23 protein-coding genes are annotated in these 21,016 nt (G+C 65.5%); 7 read left to right on the forward strand and 16 right to left on the reverse strand.

Annotated elements, in window-relative coordinates; translation table 11 throughout:
• Window positions 1-80: 80 nt before the first annotated feature.
• Window positions 81-986, reverse strand: coding sequence for a bestrophin family protein (locus AC5STB_RS07750; RefSeq protein ID WP_495442375.1), 906 nt, complete (start codon window positions 984-986; stop codon window positions 81-83).
• Complete coding sequence (gene zapE, locus AC5STB_RS07755; RefSeq protein WP_495442376.1) at window positions 983-2,059, reverse strand: cell division protein ZapE; 1,077 nt, start codon at window positions 2,057-2,059, stop codon at window positions 983-985. Before zapE ends, AC5STB_RS07750 begins: the two co-directional genes overlap by 4 nt.
• A 194-nt stretch (window positions 2,060-2,253) precedes the next feature.
• On the opposite strand from zapE, the gene AC5STB_RS07760 reads away from it, so the two are divergent.
• On the forward strand, window positions 2,254-3,507 hold the full coding sequence (locus AC5STB_RS07760; RefSeq protein WP_495442377.1) for an MFS transporter: 1,254 nt from the start codon (window positions 2,254-2,256) through the stop codon (window positions 3,505-3,507).
• Between the two features lie 22 nt (window positions 3,508-3,529).
• On the opposite strand, the gene AC5STB_RS07765 is transcribed toward AC5STB_RS07760, so the two are convergent.
• The 7 genes from AC5STB_RS07765 to fghA form a co-directional block, all read right to left on the reverse strand.
• Complete coding sequence (locus AC5STB_RS07765) at window positions 3,530-4,459, reverse strand: alpha/beta fold hydrolase (protein ID WP_495442378.1); 930 nt, start codon at window positions 4,457-4,459, stop codon at window positions 3,530-3,532.
• Entirely contained in the window at window positions 4,456-5,373 is a 918-nt protein-coding gene (locus AC5STB_RS07770) for an ornithine cyclodeaminase family protein (protein WP_495442379.1), read from the reverse strand. Before AC5STB_RS07770 ends, AC5STB_RS07765 begins: the two co-directional genes overlap by 4 nt.
• Window positions 5,374-5,402: 29 nt before the next feature.
• Window positions 5,403-6,023: an HAD-IA family hydrolase gene (locus tag AC5STB_RS07775; RefSeq protein ID WP_495442380.1), complete on the reverse strand. Its 621-nt coding sequence runs from the start codon at window positions 6,021-6,023 to the stop codon at window positions 5,403-5,405.
• Between the two features lie 5 nt (window positions 6,024-6,028).
• Entirely contained in the window at window positions 6,029-6,991 is a 963-nt protein-coding gene (locus AC5STB_RS07780) for a DMT family transporter (protein ID WP_495442381.1), read from the reverse strand.
• 431 nt (window positions 6,992-7,422) lie between these two features.
• Window positions 7,423-7,881: a YaiI/YqxD family protein gene (locus AC5STB_RS07785; RefSeq protein ID WP_495442382.1), complete on the reverse strand. Its 459-nt coding sequence runs from the start codon at window positions 7,879-7,881 to the stop codon at window positions 7,423-7,425.
• Window positions 7,878-9,383 (reverse strand): Si-specific NAD(P)(+) transhydrogenase, encoded by a 1,506-nt coding sequence (gene sthA / locus AC5STB_RS07790; RefSeq protein WP_495442383.1) that lies wholly within the window; start codon window positions 9,381-9,383, stop codon window positions 7,878-7,880. The genes AC5STB_RS07785 and sthA overlap by 4 nt, the downstream gene beginning before the upstream one ends.
• A gap of 20 nt (window positions 9,384-9,403) precedes the next feature.
• Window positions 9,404-10,237, reverse strand: a complete 834-nt coding sequence (fghA, locus tag AC5STB_RS07795; protein WP_495442384.1) for an S-formylglutathione hydrolase — start codon at window positions 10,235-10,237, stop codon at window positions 9,404-9,406.
• 228 nt (window positions 10,238-10,465) lie between these two features.
• Between fghA and AC5STB_RS07800 the strand changes: the two genes are divergently transcribed.
• Window positions 10,466-10,807, forward strand: coding sequence for a cupin domain-containing protein (locus AC5STB_RS07800; protein WP_495442385.1), 342 nt, complete (start codon window positions 10,466-10,468; stop codon window positions 10,805-10,807).
• A 9-nt stretch (window positions 10,808-10,816) separates the two neighbouring features.
• Here the strand turns inward: AC5STB_RS07800 and AC5STB_RS07805 are convergent, their stop codons facing one another.
• The gene (locus AC5STB_RS07805; protein WP_495442386.1) at window positions 10,817-11,752 is read right to left on the reverse strand and encodes an AEC family transporter; all 936 of its coding nucleotides are present in this window, start codon (window positions 11,750-11,752) and stop codon (window positions 10,817-10,819) included.
• Window positions 11,753-12,130: 378 nt separating this feature from the next.
• The gene (gene mbfA, locus AC5STB_RS07810) at window positions 12,131-13,105 is read right to left on the reverse strand and encodes an iron exporter MbfA (RefSeq protein WP_495442387.1); all 975 of its coding nucleotides are present in this window, start codon (window positions 13,103-13,105) and stop codon (window positions 12,131-12,133) included.
• 137 nt (window positions 13,106-13,242) lie between these two features.
• Between mbfA and AC5STB_RS07815 the strand changes: the two genes are divergently transcribed.
• Window positions 13,243-13,860 (forward strand): TetR/AcrR family transcriptional regulator, encoded by a 618-nt coding sequence (locus AC5STB_RS07815; RefSeq protein WP_495442388.1) that lies wholly within the window; start codon window positions 13,243-13,245, stop codon window positions 13,858-13,860.
• A 15-nt stretch (window positions 13,861-13,875) separates the two neighbouring features.
• Here AC5STB_RS07815 and AC5STB_RS07820 read toward each other — a convergent pair whose 3' ends face one another.
• Window positions 13,876-14,361 (reverse strand): c-type cytochrome, encoded by a 486-nt coding sequence (locus tag AC5STB_RS07820; RefSeq protein WP_495442389.1) that lies wholly within the window; start codon window positions 14,359-14,361, stop codon window positions 13,876-13,878.
• Between the two features lie 119 nt (window positions 14,362-14,480).
• Between AC5STB_RS07820 and AC5STB_RS07825 the strand changes: the two genes are divergently transcribed.
• The 3 genes from AC5STB_RS07825 (at window position 14,481) to AC5STB_RS07835 (ending at window position 16,185) form a co-directional block, all read left to right on the forward strand.
• Window positions 14,481-14,957, forward strand: a complete 477-nt coding sequence (locus AC5STB_RS07825; protein ID WP_495442390.1) for a Y-family DNA polymerase — start codon at window positions 14,481-14,483, stop codon at window positions 14,955-14,957.
• Between the two features lie 78 nt (window positions 14,958-15,035).
• Window positions 15,036-15,725, forward strand: coding sequence for an ArsR/SmtB family transcription factor (locus tag AC5STB_RS07830; protein ID WP_495442391.1), 690 nt, complete (start codon window positions 15,036-15,038; stop codon window positions 15,723-15,725).
• Between the two features lie 115 nt (window positions 15,726-15,840).
• On the forward strand, window positions 15,841-16,185 hold the full coding sequence (locus tag AC5STB_RS07835) for a DUF2794 domain-containing protein (RefSeq protein ID WP_495442392.1): 345 nt from the start codon (window positions 15,841-15,843) through the stop codon (window positions 16,183-16,185).
• Window positions 16,186-16,279: 94 nt separating this feature from the next.
• Here the strand turns inward: AC5STB_RS07835 and AC5STB_RS07840 are convergent, their stop codons facing one another.
• From AC5STB_RS07840 to AC5STB_RS07850, 3 genes are all read right to left on the reverse strand, one after another.
• Window positions 16,280-17,104, reverse strand: a complete 825-nt coding sequence (locus AC5STB_RS07840; protein WP_495442393.1) for a C40 family peptidase — start codon at window positions 17,102-17,104, stop codon at window positions 16,280-16,282.
• Window positions 17,105-17,109: 5 nt separating this feature from the next.
• Window positions 17,110-18,492 (reverse strand): leucyl aminopeptidase family protein, encoded by a 1,383-nt coding sequence (locus tag AC5STB_RS07845; protein ID WP_495444578.1) that lies wholly within the window; start codon window positions 18,490-18,492, stop codon window positions 17,110-17,112.
• A gap of 83 nt (window positions 18,493-18,575) precedes the next feature.
• Complete coding sequence (locus tag AC5STB_RS07850) at window positions 18,576-18,935, reverse strand: hypothetical protein (protein WP_495444579.1); 360 nt, start codon at window positions 18,933-18,935, stop codon at window positions 18,576-18,578.
• Window positions 18,936-19,111: 176 nt separating this feature from the next.
• Here AC5STB_RS07850 and AC5STB_RS07855 point away from each other — a divergent pair, with 176 nt between their 5' ends.
• Entirely contained in the window at window positions 19,112-19,762 is a 651-nt protein-coding gene (locus AC5STB_RS07855) for a carbonic anhydrase (protein WP_495442394.1), read from the forward strand.
• A 15-nt stretch (window positions 19,763-19,777) separates the two neighbouring features.
• Here AC5STB_RS07855 and AC5STB_RS07860 read toward each other — a convergent pair whose 3' ends face one another.
• Window positions 19,778-20,941, reverse strand: coding sequence for a DUF3095 domain-containing protein (locus AC5STB_RS07860; protein WP_495442395.1), 1,164 nt, complete (start codon window positions 20,939-20,941; stop codon window positions 19,778-19,780).
• Window positions 20,942-21,016: the final 75 nt, after the last annotated feature.

Genomic DNA, 21,016 nt, shown 5'->3' on the forward strand with positions numbered 1-21,016 from the left:
CTGTTCTTCATCTTTCCGGAAGTACTCCGGGGGTGAGGCCGTGAGGCCGAGGGGGCAGCGCCCCCTTCTTCCCTCCGCCCCTAGTCCAGTACGTAATCCACCGGCTCCAGCTTGGGCGGCACCTCGCGGCCCAAGGCATTACAGACCGAGATTTCCATCACCCGGCACATGGCGCTGAGCGGCACCGAATTGGCTTGCTTGCGGAACGGGTGCTCCAACTCGTGCGTGACCTCAGCCAGACCGAAGAACACATAAGCCACCACCGCCGCCACCAGCGGTTCGAACCAGCCCGCACTGTCCAACAGGGCAAAGGGCAAGAGCAGGCAATAGAGATACGTGGTGCGCCAGACCAGCAGTGAGTAGACGAAGGGCAGCGGCGTGGTCAGCAGCCGCTCGTTCCCGGCCTGGGCGGCGGGGAAGGCGGCGAGACGTTCGGCCAGGGCGCGCTGGCCGAAGCCGTCGATGCGGCCGTCCTCTGCCATTTCGCGCAGGCGGGCGGCGATATCGCGCAGGGCGGCGTTGGGGCTGTTTTCCGTCTGCATCAGCTGCTCTGCCGCCTCGGGCCCGACCCAGTGGCGGACCGTCTCCGCGACCTCATCGCCGCGCAGCTGGGCGCGGTGAAGGTGGTGGAAGGCCAGGATGCGGGTCAGGATGTACTCCTCGTCCGGGCCCTTGCCTGCAAAAATCCGCAGTTCCTGCGCCAGGCTGCGCACGTCGGAGACCATGCGCCCCCAGATCCGCCGCGCCTCCCACCAGCGGTCATAGGCGGCGTTGTTGCGGAAGCTGAGGAACAGCGACAGCGACAGGCCGAAGACCCCCATCGCGGCGATGGAAATCTGCGGCATTGCGACGATATATCGGTCCAGAACCAGCACCAGGAGCGCCCAGAGCGCAGCGCCGATGATGTTGGGCAGGATGCGCGGCACCACCGATCCGCTCAGGATCAGGAAGATATCCCGCCGCCGGGGCGTATCGCGGACGATCATGGCGCCGCCGTGCCCCAGTCCTTGGCCTGCATCTCGCGCAGGCGGGAGGCAGTGCGCTCGAATTCAAAAGTCCCCTCGCCCTCGACATAGAGCATTTCGGGCTGTGCAGCCGCCGAACAGATCAGCCGCACCTTGGCCTCATACAAAGCGTCGATCAGGGTCACAAACCGCTTGGCCTCGTTGAAGTTGTTGCGCGATAGGCGCGGGATGTCTTCCAGGATCAGCACCTTCACCTCTGCGGCGATGGCGAGGTAGTCGCCCGGTCCCAGCATCTTGCCGCACAGGTCATAGAAAGTGGCCCGCGCCACCCCGTTGCGGAAGGCGGGCAGGGTAACTTCGCGGCCCTTCACCTCCAGCGTCAGCGGCTGGGCGTTGCCGCCGCCCGAGAGATCCTGCCAGATCGCCCGGATCTGCGCGCGGGCCTCGGCATCGATGGGGGCGAAATAGACCTGCGCGCCGGTCAGCCGGTCCTGCCGGTAATCGGTGGCGCTGACCATCTCATGCACCGCCATATGATCCTTGATCAGATCGATGAAGGGCAGGAACAGCTGGCGGTTCAGCCCGTTCTTGTACAGATCGTCCGGCACCCGGTTGGAGGTGGTGATCACGGTGACGCCGGCGGCAAACAGCGCCTCGAACAGGCGGCCGACGATCATCGCGTCGGTGATATCGGTGATCTGCATCTCGTCAAAGGCCAAGAGCCGCACCGACTCCGCCACCTCTGCCGCCACTGGCGCCAGCGCGTCCTCGATGCCGCTCTGGCGGGCCTGGTGCATCTTGGCGTGGATTTCCTGCATGAAGGCGTGGAAATGCACCCGCCGCGAGGGGATATCGCCGAGGCTGTCGACAAACAGATCCATCAGCATCGACTTGCCGCGCCCGACCCCGCCCCAGAGGTAGAGCCCCTGGACCGGTTCATATTCCGCCTTGCGGAAAAAACCGCGTTTCACCGGCGGCGCCATCAAACCTTGGGCGATGCGGTCGAAATGGGGAAGCACGGCCTCCTGGGCCGGATCGGGCTTCAATTCGCCTGCGTCAATCTTCTGCCGGTACAGCGTGCTCAAATGGGTCATAGAACAGGGATAGCGCGGGGCGCGGGGGATGGGAAGCGGGGCAATTAGGAATGCAGCGCTGCGGATTGCGACAATGAGCCGTAAACTCCTGACGCCTCCTCACATCAAAATTTCTTAATGATGTGCGCAAAATTCCTGATTTGACCGCTTGTCAAATTTCCCTGACAGTTCCGCAGCTTGTCAGGAGAGAGCCGATGGACCGTTCCGCGCCGCTGTTTACCCCCGTTCTGATCGTCGGCTGCATCATCATCATGGTGAGCTTTGCGGTGCGCGCGTCCTTTGGCGTCTTTCAGATTCCGATTGCGGAGGAGTTCGGCTGGTTGCGCTCGGAGTTCTCGCTGGCGATTGCCATCCAGAACCTGGCCTGGGGCATCGGGCAGCCGATTTTCGGCGCCATTGCCGAGAAGATCGGCGACCGCAAGGCGATCATCATGGGGGCGATTGTCTATGCCGCCGGGCTGGTGCTGAGTGCCTGGTCGACGACGCCGTTTGAAATGCAGTCCTATGAATGGCTGGTGGGCTTTGGCATTGCGGGCACCGGGTTCGGCGTGGTGCTGGCCGTGGTTGGACGCGCCAGTTCCGACGAGAACCGGTCAATGTCGCTGGCGATTGTCACTGCTGCCGGGTCCGCTGGGCAGATCTTTGGCGCGCCCACGGCGGAGTGGATGCTGGGCTTCCTGCCCTGGCAGACGATTTTCCTGCTGTTTGCGGGCGTGGTGCTGGCGCTGATTGCGCTGCTGCCCCTGATGCGCGCACCGGAGGCGGCCAGCAAGATGGAGCTGGAAGAGAGCATGGGCGCGATCCTGGTGAAGGCCTTCAAGGATCCGTCCTACACGCTGATCTTCCTGGGCTTTTTCAGCTGCGGTTATCAGCTGGCCTTTGTCACCGCGCATTTCCCGGCCTTTGTCACCGAGATGTGCGGACCGATCCTGCCGGGCGGGGCGCTGCATTCGATCGGTATCACCACCACCTCGGCGCTGGGCGCGGCGGCGATCTCATTGATCGGGGCGGCCAATGTGGGCGGCACGCTGCTGGCCGGTTACCTGGGCAAGCGTTATTCCAAGAAATACCTGCTGGCGGCGATCTATACCGGGCGCACGATTGCGGCGGCGGCGTTTATCCTGTTCCCGATCACGCCCTTGAGCGTCATCATATTTTCGGTTGCCATGGGCTCCCTGTGGCTGGCGACGGTGCCGCTGACCTCTGGCCTGGTCGCGCATATCTACGGGCTGCGCTACATGGGGACGCTCTATGGCATCGTGTTCTTCAGCCACCAGCTGGGCAGCTTCCTGGGCGTGTGGCTGGGCGGGCGGATGTATGACGCCTATGGCGATTACACCCTGGTCTGGTGGATCGGCGTTGGTGTCGGGGCGTTCAGCGCGATTGTGCATCTGCCGGTGAAGGAGCGCCCGCTGGGACCGGCCGCGGCGGCACCGGCGGCGGCGTAATTCCGGCGCTTGGCTGCGCAACTCAGATCAGGCCGCGGCGGTGGTTTTGGGCGATGATCTCCAGCACCTCATCAGTGTGGGTATAGGGCAGACCGTGGCCGGCGCCTGCGATCTCCTCCTGCCGGACGGAGCGGGCGCGTTCGGCCAGGCGCCCTGGTGATGTGGGCGGAATCACCGCGTCGTCCTGGCCCCAGATGGCCAGGGCCGGCACGCCCTTTTTGTGGAGGCCGCGCAGTTCCCCGGTGAAATCCTCGTTCAGGATGCCGCGCAGAGAGGCGAGCACGGCGGGGATGAAGCCCTGAAAGCGAAGCTCCTGCTGTTGCAGGTCCACGATGCCGGGAACGGAGGTGGGCAGATTGCGCTCAGTCTCGGTGCTGCGGATGTGCAGGGCGGGATAGATTGCGTGCATCAGCCAGTCCCCGAAGACCGGTACATGGCGGATGATCTGCGTGATGCGGCCGCTGCTGCGGCCGAAACCTGCGGGGGCCAGCAGGATCAGCTCCCGCAGGCGCTGCGGGTGCGCGGCGGCAAAGGCGGTGGCGATGGCGCCGCCCATGGAATAGCCGATCAGGGTGAAATCACCTCCGATCTGCTGATCCTCCAGAAGCTCCTCCAGCTGGGTGAGGAAGAAGGCACGGTCCTGCGGACCGGAGGGGCGGTCCGAGTAGCCGCGCCCGTAGAGGTCGTAGGTCAGCACCCTATAGCCCATGGCACCCAGCCCCTTGGCGATGCCGTTCCAGACGAAGGAGGGCGTGGTGAGGCCGTGGACGCAGACCGCGACGGGGCCGCGCAGGGGACCGGACCAGCGGTAGTGCGTGCAGCCGCCGGGCAGCTGCGCCAGCGCGCCGGGGGCGGTTTGCCGGGCCTGGGTGTCCATCGGCTTGCGCAGACGCTCGCGCAGGAAAGGCGCGGCGGCGAGCAGCAGAACAGCAAGGGCCAGCAGCCAGATCATGCTTGCGCTTTCCACTTCTGCAGGATGTGGTGGCTGGTCATCAGGTCCAGATGGGCGCCGCCGCCGTTTTTGAACAGGGTGATCTGCGCGGGGTCATAGGCCGGGAACTCACCAAGGCTGTAATAATCGGCCAGCACATCACTGCGCTGGATGGTGCCTGCGGCGAGCGGGATCTTGAATTCGCCGATGTGGTCCAGGGTGGTGTCGAAGCTGTCGCAGTAGATTTGCGTCTTCTTCAGGGCCTCGTCATCGGCCTCGCGCATGTCGGGGCGGTAGGCACCGATCATGTTGAGGTGCTGGCCGGGGCGCAGCCATTCGCCCTTGATCACCGGATCTGAGGACATGGTGCAGGTGACGATGATGTCAGCAGCACGCACCGCCGGTTCCAGTTCCGGCGCGTGCAGCGTGCCGGGGTACTGGGCGCAGAGGTCTTCTGCCTTGGACGTGGTGCGGTTCCAGACCCGGATCTGCGCCTGCGGGAAGCCGGCGCCGAAAGCCTCAATCAAAGAGCCGCCGACGGTGCCGGCGCCGACGATCAGCACCTCTTGCGCATCCGGGTCGGCCAGCCGCAGCGCGCCGAGCAGGCTGTCGCCCGCGGTCTTCCACTTGGTGACCAGGTGGAAATCCACGAGAGCCTCGAGGGTGCCGTCCGTGTCAGCGTAGAGGCAGACGGAGCCGTTGATCATCGGCTTGTCCGCGCCGGGGTTGCGCGGGAAGATATTGGCGGTTTTGACGGCGATGCCCAGCCCGTCGATCCAGGCGGAGCGGCTGAGCACGGTATCGGGATCACGGTAGAGGAAGGTGTCGCCGATCTCTGCCTTGGGCAGCTCGTGGCTGGCGGCCAGCGCATCCGTGAAGCTGACCCAGTCAAGCAGCGCCTCGCCCTCTTCGAAACTGATGAACGGGATGGTCATGGCTTGTTTTCCTCCTCGTGCGGGCTGCCTTAGGCGGCCTCTTGTTCTGTCAGCAGCCCGGCCTGCACCAGCCGCGCCGCAAAGGGCGCGGGGGCGGTGAAAAGGTGGGTCTGCCAGCCGCGCGCATCGGCGGCTTCGGTGTTTTCGGGGCGGTCGTCGGTGAACAGCAACCGGTCCGGCACCACCCCGGTCTCGCGTTCGAGAATGGCATAGATCTCCGGTTCCGGCTTGATGGTTTTCAGATGCGCGGAGACAAATGTGCGGTCGAAGCTGCGCAGGAACGGGTAGGTGCCGCAGGCCAGGCCGAAGGTTTCCGCGCCGAAGTTGCTGAGGGCGAAGACCGGGATGTGTTTGGCCTGCAGCGCCTGCATCAGGCGGACGGAATGGGGGATGGCCTGCGGAACCATCTGCAGCCAGCAATCGTGCCACCAGCGGATTTCCTCAGACCACTCTGGATGCTGATCTGCCAGGGCATAGACGCTCTCGCGGAAGGGGTGGCCGCGGTCGACGTTCAGGTTCATCCCGAGCAGCGCCACCTGTTCGAACAGCTGGCGGCGGCGGGCCGCGCCGATGCGGCTGTCATAGAAGCGTTCCGGCTCCCACTCGATCAGCACGCGGCCAATGTCGAAAACGACGGCATCAACGGGCATCGCTGTCATCCTTCTGCGCGCGGGCGGGGCCGCGGGACGGGGCGGTTGCGGCGGGTCTCGCGCCAGACGGAGACCAGGCCGGAGGCAATGATCAGCCCGCTTCCGAGCCAGACCGGCAGGTCGGGCCATTCGTTGAAGATCAGGACACCCCACAGCACCGACATCGGCATCGCGATGTATTCGAACGGTGCTGCCAGGGCAGCCTCGTTCATGCAGTAGGCCTGGCTGACCAGATAGCCGCCCGCGGAGCCTGCGATGCCGACACCGATCAGATAGGGCCAGTCCTCTGGCGCGGGCCATATCCAGGCGCGCAGAATGAAGTCGAAGGCCGGGCTGTTGCCGGTGGCAAAACGCCCGTCGCCGAAAATCAGCCCGGCCAGCGCGCTGAGGATCAGGAAACCCATCATCGGGTAGAAGGCGAGTGTGGCACCGGCCTCTGTCCCGCCTGCGCGGCGGGTCAGCACATGCAGGGTGGCATAGCCGCAGGCACCAAGAAAGGGCAGGATGGCGGCAGGCTGGAAGGTGCCGGCACCGGGGCGCATGATGATCAGCACACCGAGGAACCCGGCCACCACCGCGCCCCAGCGCCAGGGGCCGGGGCGTTCGCCCAGGAACAGCGCCGACAGGGTGGTGACGATCAGCGGCGTGGCAAAGGCAATCGCCACCGCTTCGGCCAGCGGCAGCAGGGTGAGGCCGGTGAAAAAGCAGATGTTGGCAAAGAACACCACCAGGCAGCGCATGAGGTGCAGTTTCGGTTGGTGGGTGCGCAAGAGGTGGTAGCCGCCCTCCAGCGGCACGATGATCGCAAGCATCACTGCCACCGCGATCACAGAACGGAACAGCACCATTTCATAAAGCGGATAGTCGCCCGACAGAAACTTGAAGATCATGTCGATGACGGAGAAGGCGATGCCGGCGCCGGCGGCTGCGAACAGGCCGGGGACGCTGATCTTTACCTCTGCGGTCATGCCGTTGCCCTCCTGCTCCCTGCCCTTGATCAGTGGCGGATCTGAGCCAAGCGGGCAATGGGTCCGGGCGGAAAAATGCAATTTTTCCGGGCAAAATTCCGGGGCGGAATTTTAGGTCGCAGAACATGGGGGTTCGGGGCTGGGGAAGGGGCGGATTTCTTGCTGAGAAGCGGTTCAGGGGGTGAGGGCCGTCCAGGAAACACTCCGGGCGAATGTTTCAGGCCCGAACGGGCGGAGCCCTGCCCTGTACGCGCCTGTCCCAGTGTTTGACGGCCTGCTCCCGCGTCAAGGCCACGCCGTGCTGCGCACGGTCCGCTGGCGCGGAGCCTTGACCGGGGCGCAGGCCTGTTTGGTCCGGTTCGCCAAGGAGAACGGCATTACCCGGCGCCCTGCTTTTTGGGGGATCTGGCGCCGCTGAAAGGGGCGAGGGGTTAGCGGCCGGCCTTGGCGGCGCGCAGCTCGCGCTCCAGCGCGTCCAGGAAGCGGGAGCGGTCGGCCTTGGTGAAGCCCTTGCCGCTGCCGCCTGCGCCCAGCGGGTTGGCGGCGCGCAGGTCGGCCATCAGGTCGCGCATCGCAAGCTGCTGACCAATGTTGGCCTCAGTGAACCGCTCGCCGTTGTGGCGCAGGACGCGGGCGCCGGCCTCAATGCATTTGGCGGCCAGCGGGATGTCGCCCGTCACCACCACATCGCCGGGGCCGCAGCGGTCCGCGATCCACATGTCGGCCACATCGGCGCCTTCGGCCACGATCACGTTCTCCACCAGCGGGTTTTGCGAGGGACGCAGCCCGCCGTTGGAGACCACGAACATGCGCAGGCCATGGCGGGTGGCGACCCGCTCGGCCTCCTGCTTCACCGGGCAGGCGTCGGCGTCGATGTAGAGCGCGGTCACTCTGCCGCCTTCTTGTCCGCTGCCGGGGCGGCTTCCTCCGGCTTGGCTTCGGGTTTGGGTGCGGCCTTGGCCTTGCGGGCGGGTTTCTTCACCTTGAACTCCTCCGGGATTGGCATCCGGTTGAAAGCGTCGAGACCGGCGATCTTATAGGCCTCAGCCAGGGTCGGGTAGTTGAAGGTGTTCTGCACGAAATAGTCCACCGTGCCCTTGAGGTTCAGAACCGCCTGGGCGATGTGAATGAGCTCAGTCGCGCCTTCACCGACGATCTGCACACCCAGCACCCGGCGGGTTTTCAGTGAGAACAGCATCTTGAGCATGCCGTGCTCCAGCCCCATGATGTGGCCGCGGGAGGTTTCGCGGAAGCGGGCAACGCCGACCTCATAAGGAATGCCGCGCTCTTTCAACTCTTCCTCGGACATGCCGCAGGTGGACATTTCCGGCACTGAGTAGATGCCATAGGGGTACCAGGGGCTTTCCGGCAGGGTCGGGGTTTCCAGCGCGTGGCAGGCGGCGACGCGGCCCTGCTGCAGCGAGGTGGACGCCAGCGACGGGTGGCCGATCACATCGCCCGCGGCATAGATATGCGGCACCGCGGTCTGATAGGTCTTGCGGTCCACGCTGAGGCGGCCGCGGTGGTCGGTCTGGAGGCCGGTGGCCTCAAGGTTCAGGGCAGAGGTGGCCCCCATGCGGCCGGCCGCGAACAGCAGCATTTCGGCGCGCACATGGCGGCCGTTGTCGAGGATCACCTCGACATGCTCGCCGCGGTCTTCGATGCTTTCGACAGCAGAACCAAGCCGCAGGTCAACGCCGTTTTCGCGGATCTGGTGGGTGAATTCCTGAATCAGGGTCTTGTCGATGAAATCAAGGAAGGTCTCGCGCGGCTCGATCAGGGTGACGCGGACGTCCAGCGCGGAGAACATGGTGGCATATTCCACCCCGATCACGCCGGCGCCGATCACCACCAGCGAGCGCGGGATTTCGGCCATCTCCAGGAACTCGTCGCCATCAACAACGGTCCTGCCGTTGAACGGGACATAGTCCGGGCGGTAGGTGCGGGTGCCGGTGGAGATCAGGAACTTCTCTGCCGTGAGCCGGGTGGTCTCACCCGCCTCGGTGGCGACCTCGACCTCATTCGGGCCAATGAATTTCGCCAGGCCCAAGAGGGTGTCCACATGGTTGCGGTTGAACTGGTGCTCCAGCACGTCGACCTCGTAATCCAGGGTCATGTGCAGACGCGCCTTCAGGTCGTTCGCCTCAATCTGATCCTTCACCCGGTAGGAGCGGCCGTAGAACGAGCGTTCACGCCAGCCGGAGAGGTTCAGCACGGTTTCGCGCAGGGTCTTGGAGGGGATGGTGCCGGTGTGCACCGACACGCCCCCCAGCCGGTCCTTGCGGTCGATCACCAGCACCCGGCGGTGCAGCTTGCCCGCCTGGATGGCGGCGGAGCGGCCCGAGGGGCCGGAGCCGATGATGATCAGGTCATAATCAAAGTCTTCACTCATGGCCGCGTCCTTTGTTGGTCTTAGTTCTGGTACAGCGCGTCGGCGTGGAAGGAGACGTGCTCCTCCATGAAGGTCGACACGAAGAAATAGCTGTGGTCATAGCCCGGCTGCATCCGCAGGGTGGCCTGCTGGCGGCGCTCGGCCACCGCGTGGGCCAGCGCCTCGGGCTTCAGGAGGTCGATGAACTGGTCGGAGGTGCCGGTGTCGATCAGGACCGGGCCGTCGAACCCTTTCTCGCGCATCAGCAGGGTGGCGTCATGCTTGGCCCATGCTGCTTCGTCCTCTCCCAGATAGGCGCTCAGCTGTTTGCGGCCCCAGTCCGACGCGGTCGGGTTGGAGATCGGCGCAAAGGCTGAGACCGACTTGTAGCGGCCCGGCAGGTTCATCGCCAGTGTCAGCGCGCCGTGACCGCCCATCGAATGGCCGGTGATCGCCTGGCGGTCCAGGTCGATGGCGAAGTTTTCGCCCAAGAGTGCGGGCAGTTCCTCGGCCACGTAGTCCCACATGCGGAAATGCGGTGCCCAGGGGTCCTGGGTGGCGTTGACGTAGAAGCCCGCGCCCTGGCCAAGGTCGTAGGCGTCGTCATCCGCCACGCCTTCGCCGCGGGGGGAGGTGTCAGGGAAGACGATGGCGATGCCCTGTTCGGCACACCAGGCCTGGGCGCCGGCCTTGGTCATCGCGTTTTCATGGGTGCAGGTCAGCCCCGACAGGTACCACAGAACCGGAACCGGGCCGTCCTTGGCCTCTTCCGGCAGGAACAGGCCAAAGGTCATGTCGCCGCCTGTGGCGGTGCTGGCGTGTTTGTAGACGCCCTGGGTGCCGCCAAAGGCGCGGTTCTCGGAAACGGTTTCCATGGGTGAGGCTCCTCAAAATCTGTTAGCCCTACCGCTACCTGCTGATGGCCTCAGGGTCCAGCGGATGGGCGGCAGCAATGCCGGTTTTTGCGGCACAAGGATTGCGAATTCGCAAACATCGGGGGCTTTGGCGGCATGGCGGATGCTGCATTTGCGCAGGAGTGTGCTGGACAGCGGCGGCGAAAACCGGGACAGTCCGCCGCCAAGGCAAGAGGGAGGCACAGGGCCATGAGCGATTTTCTGAGACTGACACCGGAGGCCGCGGAGGCGGAGGTGGAACGCCCGTTGCCGGAGAAGGTGATCGCGGGCGATCCGGTGTTTACCACCTGGAACGCAGAGGAGCTTGACGGTTTGTACTGCGGCATCTGGCAGTCGACACCGGGCAAGTGGCGGATCGCTTACGACGAGTGGGAATACTGCCGGATTTCGGAGGGGCGGTCGGTGATCACCAGCGATGACGGCACCGAGTATCCGCTGGCGGCAGGCGACAGCTTCATCCTGCGGCCCGGATTCAGCGGCACCTGGGAGGTGATCGAGACCACTCGCAAGGACTATGTGATCCGGCTCTGACGCGGGAGATCAGGAGACCCAGGCGATCACCGCCGGCACGGTGACGATTGACACCACGGTGGAGATGAAGATGGCGGCGGAGGCCCGGTGCGGGGCCACGCCATAATGCTGCGCCAGCATGTAGACATTGCCCGCCACCGGCAGCGATGCGGCGGCAATGGCAACGGCGGCGGAGAATGGTGCCGCCGGGATCAGCCACAGCACCGCGACGGCGACGCAGGCCGGGTGCAGCACCAGCTTGGCAAAGCTGAGCCAGCCGGAGATATGTACCCGTTCTGCGGATTTAGAGGCCAGCGAGGCGCCGATGGCAAAGAGCGCGCCGGGGGTGGCGGCGCCGCCGAGGATCGTGAGGAAGTCGTTTGCGGGGGGCGGGATCGGCAGGGCGGAGGCCGACCAAGCAAGGCCCGCGACAATAGACAGGATCATCGGGTTTTTCAGCAGGCCCAGCCCCACCAGCCTGAAGGTCGCGGGACCAAGCCCTGATCCTTGGCCCCGGCCGCGGCCAGCGTTGATCAGGATGACGATCAGCGAAGAAAACACCACCAGATCGACGCTGAGCACCACCATCATCGGGGCCACTGAGGCAGGCCCGAACAGGATTGCCATCATCGGCAGGCCCAGGAAACCCACATTGCCAATCGCCGCGCATTGCGCCTCAACCGCCGCGGTGGGCACGTCCAGGCCGCGGGCCATGGCGACGGCTGTCACCAGCAGGTAGACTGCCAGGGTGCCTGCCAGATAGCCAAGGATCAGGGTTGGGTCGAAGACCTCGGCAAAGGATAGGTTGGCGGCAAAGCCGAAGATCATCGCCGACAGCGGGAAGTAGAAGACGAAGCGGGTGAGATAGGCGGTGGCTTCCTCAGTGAAAAACCGGCTGCGCCCGGCCCAGTAGCCAAGGCCGATAATTGCAAAGAACGGCAGGGTGCGGAAGAAGATCTCAGCCATGGGTGGATTGGTAACAAGAGCTGACCAATTGGCAAAGGTTGTTTTTTGGGCAGGCAAGGGGCGTGCTCCCGTCTGCTCATGGGCAGTCTGGGGACTGCCCTCCACAGTTGGGCGTGGCCCCGTGCGGTGCACGGGGCAGGGGATTTTGCTGAGACGCGCTCTAAGGGCGGGTGTGCCCTGAGAGCGCCTGGTAAATTGTGTGTCCGGGCTTTCCTGGGTCAAGGGTGAACCGCGCCAAGGCGCGGCGGCGCTGCCGCCCTTGACCCAGGAAAGCCCTGTGCAGCGGGTACGCATCGCAGCGCGTCAGCGCTGCCGGGCCCAACCAGGGAGGGGCAGCCTTTGGCTGCTCAGGAGCGGGCGGGAGGGCTTCCCTTGCTCCTAACCGCTGCCGATCAGCGCGCCGGCGCCCAGCACCAGGGCGCCGCCCAGCACCACCTGCATTGTGGCGCGCCAGAAGGGGGTTTCCATAAAGCGGTTCTGGATCCAGGCGATGGCCCAAAGCTCCACAAACACAATCAGCAGCGCCAGCGTTGTGGCAGTCCAGAATTCCGGGATCAGATAGGGCAGGGCGTGGCCCAGGCCGCCGACGGTGGTCATGATGCCGGAGGCCAGCCCGCGTTTGACGGGGGAGCCACGGCCTGAAAGTTCGCCATCATCCGAAGCGGCTTCTGTAAAGCCCATCGAGATGCCCGCGCCGACCGAGGCCGCCATGCCGACCAGGAAGGTGGTCCAGGTGTCCTGGGTGGCAAAGGCGGTGGCAAAGATCGGCGCCAGGGTGGAGACGGAGCCGTCCATCAGCCCGGCCAGCCCCGGCTGCACCCAGGTCAGCACGAACTGGCGGTGGGCGGCGCGGTCCTCATCCGCAAGGGTATCGTCGTCCAGATGCGCCTCCTGCAGCGCGCCGGCGCGGGCCTGATGCCCGGCCTCAGCGGCGGCCAGATCGCCCAGCAGTTTGCGGGTGGCGGCGTCCTGGGTGCGGGCGGCAGCGGCCGTGTAGAAACGCTCGGCCTCGCGCTCCATCGCGCGGGCTTCACCCCGGATGCGGTCAAGGCTCAGATTCTCCATCAGCCAGACCGGGCGGCGGGCGTAATAGCCTGCCACATGCTCGCGCCGGATCAGCGGGATCGCCGGGCCGAACCGCGCCTCGTGCAGGGCAATCAGCTGGGTGCGGTGTTCGTCCTCTTCCGCCGCCATGCCGTCGAACATCGCCGCAGAGGCAGGGTATTCACCGCGCAGCCGCTCGGCGTAGCCGCGGTAGATGCGCGCGTCGTCCTCCTCGGAGGCGATTGCCAGGGCGAGAATTTCCTGCCCGGTCAAATCCGTAAACCGTTTGCGCTGGGTGAAAAAACGCATCTGCCGCCCCTTAACTTAGAATGATTCTAAATATAGAGGTTCCGCGAGGGAGCGCAAGGCGGTGCGCCTTGTGCTGTTGCAAAGCGGCGGCACAGGCTACACTTGTCCCAGAACCTTACGCAGCCAACGGAGCCCGCATGAATCAGCAAGCCAGCGTCCTGCGCACCGGCCGGAAATTCGATCAGGTCCTGGAGGGCGCGCGCGAGGTGTTCCTGGCGGACGGGTTCGAGGGCGCGAGCGTCGACAAGATCGCCAAGGCGGCGGGGGTCTCCAAGGCGACGCTGTACAGCTATTTCCCCGACAAACGGGTGCTGTTCATGGAAGTGGTGCGCTCGGTCTGTGTGCAGCAGGCGGATGAGTCGCTGGATCTGGCGGAAGGCTGCCATGGCCCGCGGGACGTGCTGCGGCTGGCGGCAGAACGGGTGCACGGGGTGCTGCTGAACGGCTTCAGTCTGCAGCTGTTCCGTATCTTCGTGGCCGAGGCCGACCGGTTCCCGGAGCTGGGGCCGATGTTTTACGAGAGCGGGCCGATGGTGCTGCACAGCGGGATCCGCGATTATATGCAGGCCGCAGCGGCACGGGGTGAGCTGAAGATCGGGGACGCCGATCTGGCTGCGGCGCAGTTCATCGAGCTGTGCAAGGCTGATATCTTTCTGCGGTTCCTGTTCAAGATAGACGCAGAGTTTTCTGAGGCTGAGCGCGAGCGCGTGATCAGCGGTGCCATCGAGACCTTTATGGCGCGGTTCGGCGCCTGAGCCCGAGTTTCCGGGTTAGTGCGTGATGAAGACGTTGGGAGTTCCGCGGTAGGTCTCGTGGCAACTTAGGCAGCTTTGCATCAGCCCCGGCAGGGTGCGGCGCAGGGCGGGCAGCGAGCGGGTGCTGAGGTTGCGGGCCGCGGTCTCTGCGGTGTCTGCGCGGGCCTTGAAGTCATTCCACGCCGTCCAGACCTGGGGCCGGGCGTGGCTGCGCGGGTCCATCCTGTGTTTGCGGAAATGCTTGCGGATGCTGCCGGTGGATTTGATCAGCTGGCGCCGGGCGCTGCGCGCCTTGTCTTTGTCGAACATGCTGCGCCCGGCCATCATGGCGGTCAGCACATCCATGGCGGATTTTTGCGAGGCCATCAGGGCCATCCGGCGGGTCACGTGCTTGCTGAGACCGTCATCGGCGTTAACCGGGGCAGAGGGACCGGTGGCAAGAACGGCAATGACGGCGAGGAGGGCGAGACAGAAAAGGGGTTTGAGCGGGCGCAGGGTCATGGCGCGGCTCCGGTCCGAATAGACCGAATCGAATGGTCGGAACAAAATAAAATCATCCGCTCTGAAACTCCTGTAACCTGCCGTCTGCTGTCTGCCGGCCGCTGCTGCCCGAATGGCTCATGCCCCATCGCTGCATCCTGCCGCTGTGGTTTCCACGCCTTGGCGCCGAACGCATTTTGAGGGCAAAGCGCGGCGGTATTGCCCGTCTGCTGTCCGTCGTGGAGGAAGTGTCCAACACCCAGGTTATTTCTGCGTTAAACATGGCGGCCTCGGCCGAAGGGCTGCAGGCGGGCCAGCCCTTGCGCGATGCCCATGCGATGTGCGCAGGCCTGGTGGTGCGGCCGCGCAACCGCGCTGCAGAGGCGGCGTTTCTGGCCGCACTCAGGCGCTGGGCGGGCAAGTTCAGTCCCTGGGTGGCAGCGGCGGAGGGGCCGGAGCGGATTGCCCCGGAATGGTGGCTGGAAGACCCGGCGTGGCGCAGCGGCGTGCGTGATTACTGGGTGGTGGTGACCCAGTGTGGCACGCGGCTGCGGCTGTTCTTTGCCCACGGCGGCGCGCTGTCGCGCGGCTGGTTCTGCCATGGGTCGTTTGCGTGAGCGCCTTGACAGGACAGTTCGGCGCGCGGCGAAGGGTTTTGCTTGGGCCGGGCCGCAGGAACCGCGTAGGGTAGGGGCATGATCACACCGCGTTTCGACATTCTGGGCCAAGCCATCAGCGATGCCAGCCGCACGCAGATGCTGTGCGAGCTGATGGAGGGGCGTGCCTATACCAACAAGGAACTGGCGGCAGCTGCGGGGGTGACGCCGCAGACCGCCTCTGCCCATCTGCGGTTGCTGCAGGACGCCGGGCTGGTGGTTGCGGAAAAGCGCGGGCGCTGTGTCTATCACCGGCTGGCCGGCGCAGAGGTGGCCCATGCGCTGGAGCAGCTGGCGGCAATTGCGCCCGCGGACAGCCTGCACCGCGCCCAGCAGCGCAAGGCGGGCGGGCTGGCGCAGCTGCGCAGCTGTTACGACCATCTGGCCGGGCCGCTGGCGGTGGCGATGACCCGCGCGTTTCTGGACCGCGGCATGCTGGTGGAGGAACAGGGCGCCTTTCGCGCGGAACCTGCCGGGGAGTGGCTGAAACTGGGGGTGCTGCTGCCGGAAAAGACGGGCCGCCAGCCCTTTGCCCGGCCCTGTCTGGACTGGACCGAGCGCAAGCTGCATGTGGCAGGCCCTATGGGGCGGCAGATCTTGGAACATGCGCTGGACAGCGGCTGGGTCAAGCGGCACCGGCACAAGCGCGGGCTGATGCTGACGGCCCCCGGGCGGGTGGCGCTGGAGCAGATTCTGGGGGTGCGATGCAGCGAGCTGGCGGCGGCTTGAGCGGCGCAAAAGCCGGGCAAAACAGGGCATTTGCATCTGTGCGTATCCTGCACCACACGAAAATTCGACCGTTAAAAACCTTGATTTGCCGGGGGAATGACGCAACCTTTAATCTATGAGCTTTGATCAGGTGCAGCCTTTTCCCGGATCTCCCATACCTCAGCAAGTCGCCTTTGACCGCCGGGAACTGTCGGTCATTATGACGCTGTACGGCCGCATGGTCGCGGCGGGGGAGTGGCGCGATTACGGGATTACTTCCTTGCGCGATCTGGCAATTTTCTCCGTCTTCCGGCGCACGGCAGAGCATCCGCTCTACCGGATCGAAAAGCGCCCCAAGCTGCGGCAGCGGCAGGGGCAGTATTCGGTGGTTGGCATGGACGGGCATATCCTGAAGCGCGGTGCGGATCTGAAGACCGTGCTGAGGGTGCTGGAGCGCAAGCTGATCCGTTCCGTCGAGTAACCGCAAGGTTGCGGCGGAGCGGGGACCGGAAAATTCGAATTTTCCGGCCAAAAATCTTCGTAAGATTTTTACCGCCGGTGGCGGCGGATGCGGGTTACGCCAGCCGTTTGTGCGCGGTGACCGGGCCGTCGCCCTGGGTTTCGATCCGTTCGATTGCCGCGCCGATGGGTTCTATGGCCACTGCCATGTCATGGGCGTTGGCGTGGATCAGTGTCTCTGCGTCCCGCACCATGGCGACATGGCCCTTCCAGAACAGCAGGTCGCCGCGCTGGTAGTCTGCGGCGGGGGCAGGGTCGCCCAGTTCCGCTTCTTGCATATCGCTGTCGCCGGGGCAGGCGGTGCCGCAGGCCAGGAGTGCGGCCTGCACCAGGCCGGAGCAATCGATGCCGAAGCGGCTGTTGCCGCCCCACAAGTACGGCGTGCCGAGGAACAGTTCGGCCACCGTCACCGGGTCACCGGCATGGGCACCCAGCGGCGACAGGTGGCGGGCGGGGATGAAGCCGAGGGAGGTTTCCAGAAAACGTCCGGTGCCGCCCAGGACGTGCACCCGGCTGCCGTGGCTGAGGGCATGGGTCTCGGGTGATTTGAAATCATCCGCCGAATAGGCGTGGGTGGCCGGGGCGCTGACCCGGTGGGTGGCCTCAAACGGGGTCGTCAGGGCGGAGCTGGGCACATAGCCCACGTAGGAATCCTTGGCCGCTTGCAGGAAGGACCAGCCGCTGCGGTCCTCGAAAACAGTGACCGGCTCGCCATAGACCAGCTGGCGGTCACGGGCGCCGTCCGGCGCGCGCAACAGGTCCGCAACCGGCACCCCGATGCGGGCGGCGGTGCCTTCGGCCCGTTCCAGCCCGTCGGGCGCATCCTTCAGCTGCGCGGCGGCGATCCGGTCATTTATTGCAGTGCGGCGGCGGTCGGTCATGGCGCTCAGAGCTCCAGCAAGTCCGGCAGGGCGGCAAACAGCGCGCGCGCGCCCTGCAGGGCGCCGCCCTTGGGCCGGCCGGGTGCTGCGCTGGGGGTCCAGCCGTAGATGTCGAAATGCATGTAGCGGGCATCGCCGGCAAAGCGGCGCAGGAACAGGGCAGCGGTGATCGAGCCGGCAAAGCCGCCGGACGGCGCGTTGTCCAGATCGGCAATGCCGGGTTCGATCATCGCCTCGTAAGGATCGTGAAAGGGCATCTGCCAGACCGGATCGGCAGTGCGGGCCGCGCTGGCGGACAGGGCTGCGGCGTCATCATCGTGACCGGTATAAAAGGGGGACAGATCCGGGCCGACAGCGACGCGCGCCGCGCCGGTGAGAGTGGCCATGGAGACCAGCAGGTCCGGCGTGTCCTCTGCCGCCAGCGCCAGCGCGTCGGCCAGCACCAGCCGCCCCTCTGCGTCGGTGTTGTTGTTCTCCACCGTCAGGCCCTTGCGCGACATCAGCACATCGCCGGGGCGGAAGGCGGAGCCGGAGACGGCATTTTCCACTGCCGGGATCAGCACCCGCAGCTGCAGGTTCAGTCCGGCAGCCATGATCATGCGGGCAAGACCCAGCACGTTGGCCGCGCCGCCCATGTCCTTTTTCATCAGCGCCATGCTGTTGCCGGGCTTGAGGTTCAGCCCGCCGGTGTCGAAACAGACGCCCTTGCCCACCAGGGTCAGCTTGGGTCCGGCGCTGCCCCAGCGCAAATCGATCAGCCGCGGCGCGCGGTCGGAGGCGCGGCCGACGGTGTGGATCAGCGGGAAATTCTGCTCCAGCAGATCCTCGCCCTGAATGACGGAGGTTTCGGCGCCGAACTCCTGTGCCAGGGATTCGGCGGCGGCCTGCAGTTCTGCCGGGCCCATGTCAGAGGCGGGCGTGTTGATCAGGTCGCGGGTGAGGCATTCGGCGGCGGCCAGCGATTGCACGGCGGCGGCATCCACGCCCTCGGGTGCCTGCAGCGCAGCCGCCGCGCCCTTGGCCTCCTTGTAGCGGTCGAAGCGGTAGGCGGTGAGCAGCCAGCCAAGCGACTCGCTGGCGGCGTCCTCTGCCGGCAGGCCGGAGGCGATGCGGTAGGTGCCTGCGGGCAGTTTCTGCGCCGCTTCGGCCAGCACAAAGCGGCGGCGCGCGCGCTGGGCGGTGCTGCCGTAGCCTGCCAGGGCCATCCCGATCCCGCCATCATCGTCCGGCACCGCCAGGGCCTGTCCGCAGGCGCCGGTGAAGCCCTGCGCCTTTGTCCAGGCCTGAACGCGCTGCGGCTGGCCCTGGAGCCAGCTGTCGAAAGCATCGCTTGCGATGACATGCACAGGACAGGCGTCCGCGCCGGGGGCGGCAAAAACTGGCGGCATCGAATAACTCCGGTTGCAATCGGTCTGATGCGCCAGAGTAGCCGCCGCAGCGCGGCCTGCAAGCCCTGCGGGCTGCGGAAAGGTCAGATCGTCATGTCCTGCTGGTCCCACACCGCAGTCAGCGAGCGTTCGCCCACCCGCATCAGGCGGAACAGGATGGCGGCAACGGCCGGCGCGTCGTCTGCATCGATCGCCTTGGTCGCATCTTTGGCAATGGCTGCCAGCGCGGTCATGCCGATCTGTTCGGCAATCGCGATCAGCGAGCGGGCGCTTTTGCGCAGGTTCGCCATATCGTTCTGCCGCCACAGACGCTCGCAGTGCGTCAGGCGGACTGCCATTTCCTCAATCGCCCGGCACACGACGTCCTCGGCACCGGTTTCGCCGAGCTGGTCGTACAGCGCGGAAAGTTTGTCAGGATCCAAGCGCACTGTCTCGGAGTGCATCACTGTTAGTATATTGGCCACCACATTCACCCAATTCTTTATGCCCCCACGGCACGTCTGCCAATTTGGGATCCATTAGTTTTCAAAAGGTTTCCGCGGAGGGATCAAATCTCTCGAATTTAGGGACAATGCAGGCTATTACGGCCGGCAACGCGCAACGATCTGAGGATACGACAATGGAATTTGCCAAACCTCTCCCCAGTTATCTGGTGACTCGCTACCACGGCTGGAAGGCAACGTCCTATGAGGAGAACCAGGGCTGGTACCGGCGCCTGGCGACAGAGGGCCAGCGGCCGCGGGCGATGGTGATATCCTGCTGTGACAGCCGGGTGCATGTGACCTCGATCTTCGGCGCCGACCAGGGCGAGTTCTTCATCCACCGCAATATTGCCAACCTGGTGCCGCCGTTTGCGCCCGATGGCGACCACCACGGCACCTCTGCGGCGGTGGAATATGCGGTCACGGCGCTGAAGGTCTCGCATCTGATCGTGCTGGGTCATTCGCAGTGCGGCGGCGTGCAGGGCTGCATCGATATGTGCAAGGGCAACGCGCCGCAGCTGGAGGAGAAGACCAGCTTTGTCGGCCGCTGGATGGACATCCTGAAGCCCAAGTTCGAGGGCGTTTCGGATATCGACGATCCAGTCGAACAGGCCCGCCAGTTCGAGCGCCAGGCGGTGGTCGCCTCGCTGGAGAACCTGATGACATTCCCGTTCATCGAATCGGCTGTGAAGGCGGGCGGGCTGAGCCTGCACGGGCTGTGGACCGATATCGGCGAGGGCGGGCTGGAATGCTATGACCCGAAGGCGGGCACCTTCGCCCCGGTCTGACCCAAGGCCTGGGTATCAGGCCGGTGCCTTGCCGGAACCAAACGCAGCCGCCAGATTGGCGGCTGCTTGCGTATATCCCCCTGCAGCGCCGTCGACGAAGTGGATGTGATCGTCCTCCACCGGCGAGGGCACGATGCAGGTGACCATCGCGGCGTCCTGTTCGTGCAGTCCGAATTGCACCAGCCCGGCCTCAGCCGCCCGCTGCAGATGCTGGCGGATGCGGTCGCGGACGGCCGGGGTGCAGTCCAGCGTCATCTTCAGCCCGTCGTCGAATTTGCGGAAATCGGAGTGCGCCCGCAGCATCGACAGGTAATGCACCGGATCGAAGCCGCCCACTGGCCGCCGGGCGGAAAGGAGCAGGGCGGCCAGGACGCTGTGGAAGAACAGGGTAATCTTTCTCAAAAACAGCGGCGACCTGCCGCGGGAAGCTTTGGCCTCTAGCGTCAGCCCGGCAGGCGGGAAGCGAAGCCGCGGGCCGGATTCGGGGACAGGGTGGCCGCTGTCCTCCAGCTCTGCCGCGAGCTCCAGCACCTCGGCGGCGAGCCGGGCAAATCCCTGCAGGCTGGCGCCGGGCGCGGGCAGGGCCACCACCGACAGGATGATGCCGTGGCGGGCGGGCGTGTTGCTCCAGCGGCAGGAGAGGCCTTCGAGGTCGGGCGGTTCCGCCCCCGGCGCGGGCGCGACCGCGAAGGTTCCGGCCTTCATCTGCGCCTCCGCCCAGGCCAGGCCGCCGCCGCTGAACATGGCGAAATCGGCGTGGTCCGACACCGCATAGCGGGCGACCAGCACATCCAGCCCCTCGGCCCGGATCCGGCTGAGCGGCAGCACTGCGGCGCGCAGGGAGATGCCGTATTCGGCCTCGGTCCAGCTGCGCAGGCTGCCCAGAACCCGTCTTGCAGTTTCATGGTGGCGGGGCGGCACCGCAAAGGAGGCGCCGTCACCGCCGAAGATATAGGGAAACGCCTCGCCCCCGAGCGCGTTGCGCATGGCGGCGATCACCGCGGCGCCGACCATGTTTACGGTCTTGTAGCGGCCCGCCTTCACCAGCCCGGTGGAATTCACGATATCGGTGCAGCAGAGATGCCAGTCCGCAGGCAGCGGCGCAAAGACCGACGGGTCGGAGAGATCGCCGAAATCGCGGACCTTGGGGAGGCTGGCATAGAATGTATCCGTCGTCATATGCATCTTCCCTCTGGCACGGTCCTGCGGCCTGCCGTTTCTGTCTAAACAATTTGTGCGCCCGCGCCAAACATG

Source organism: Leisingera sp. CC-HEC093, assembly GCF_059429195.1.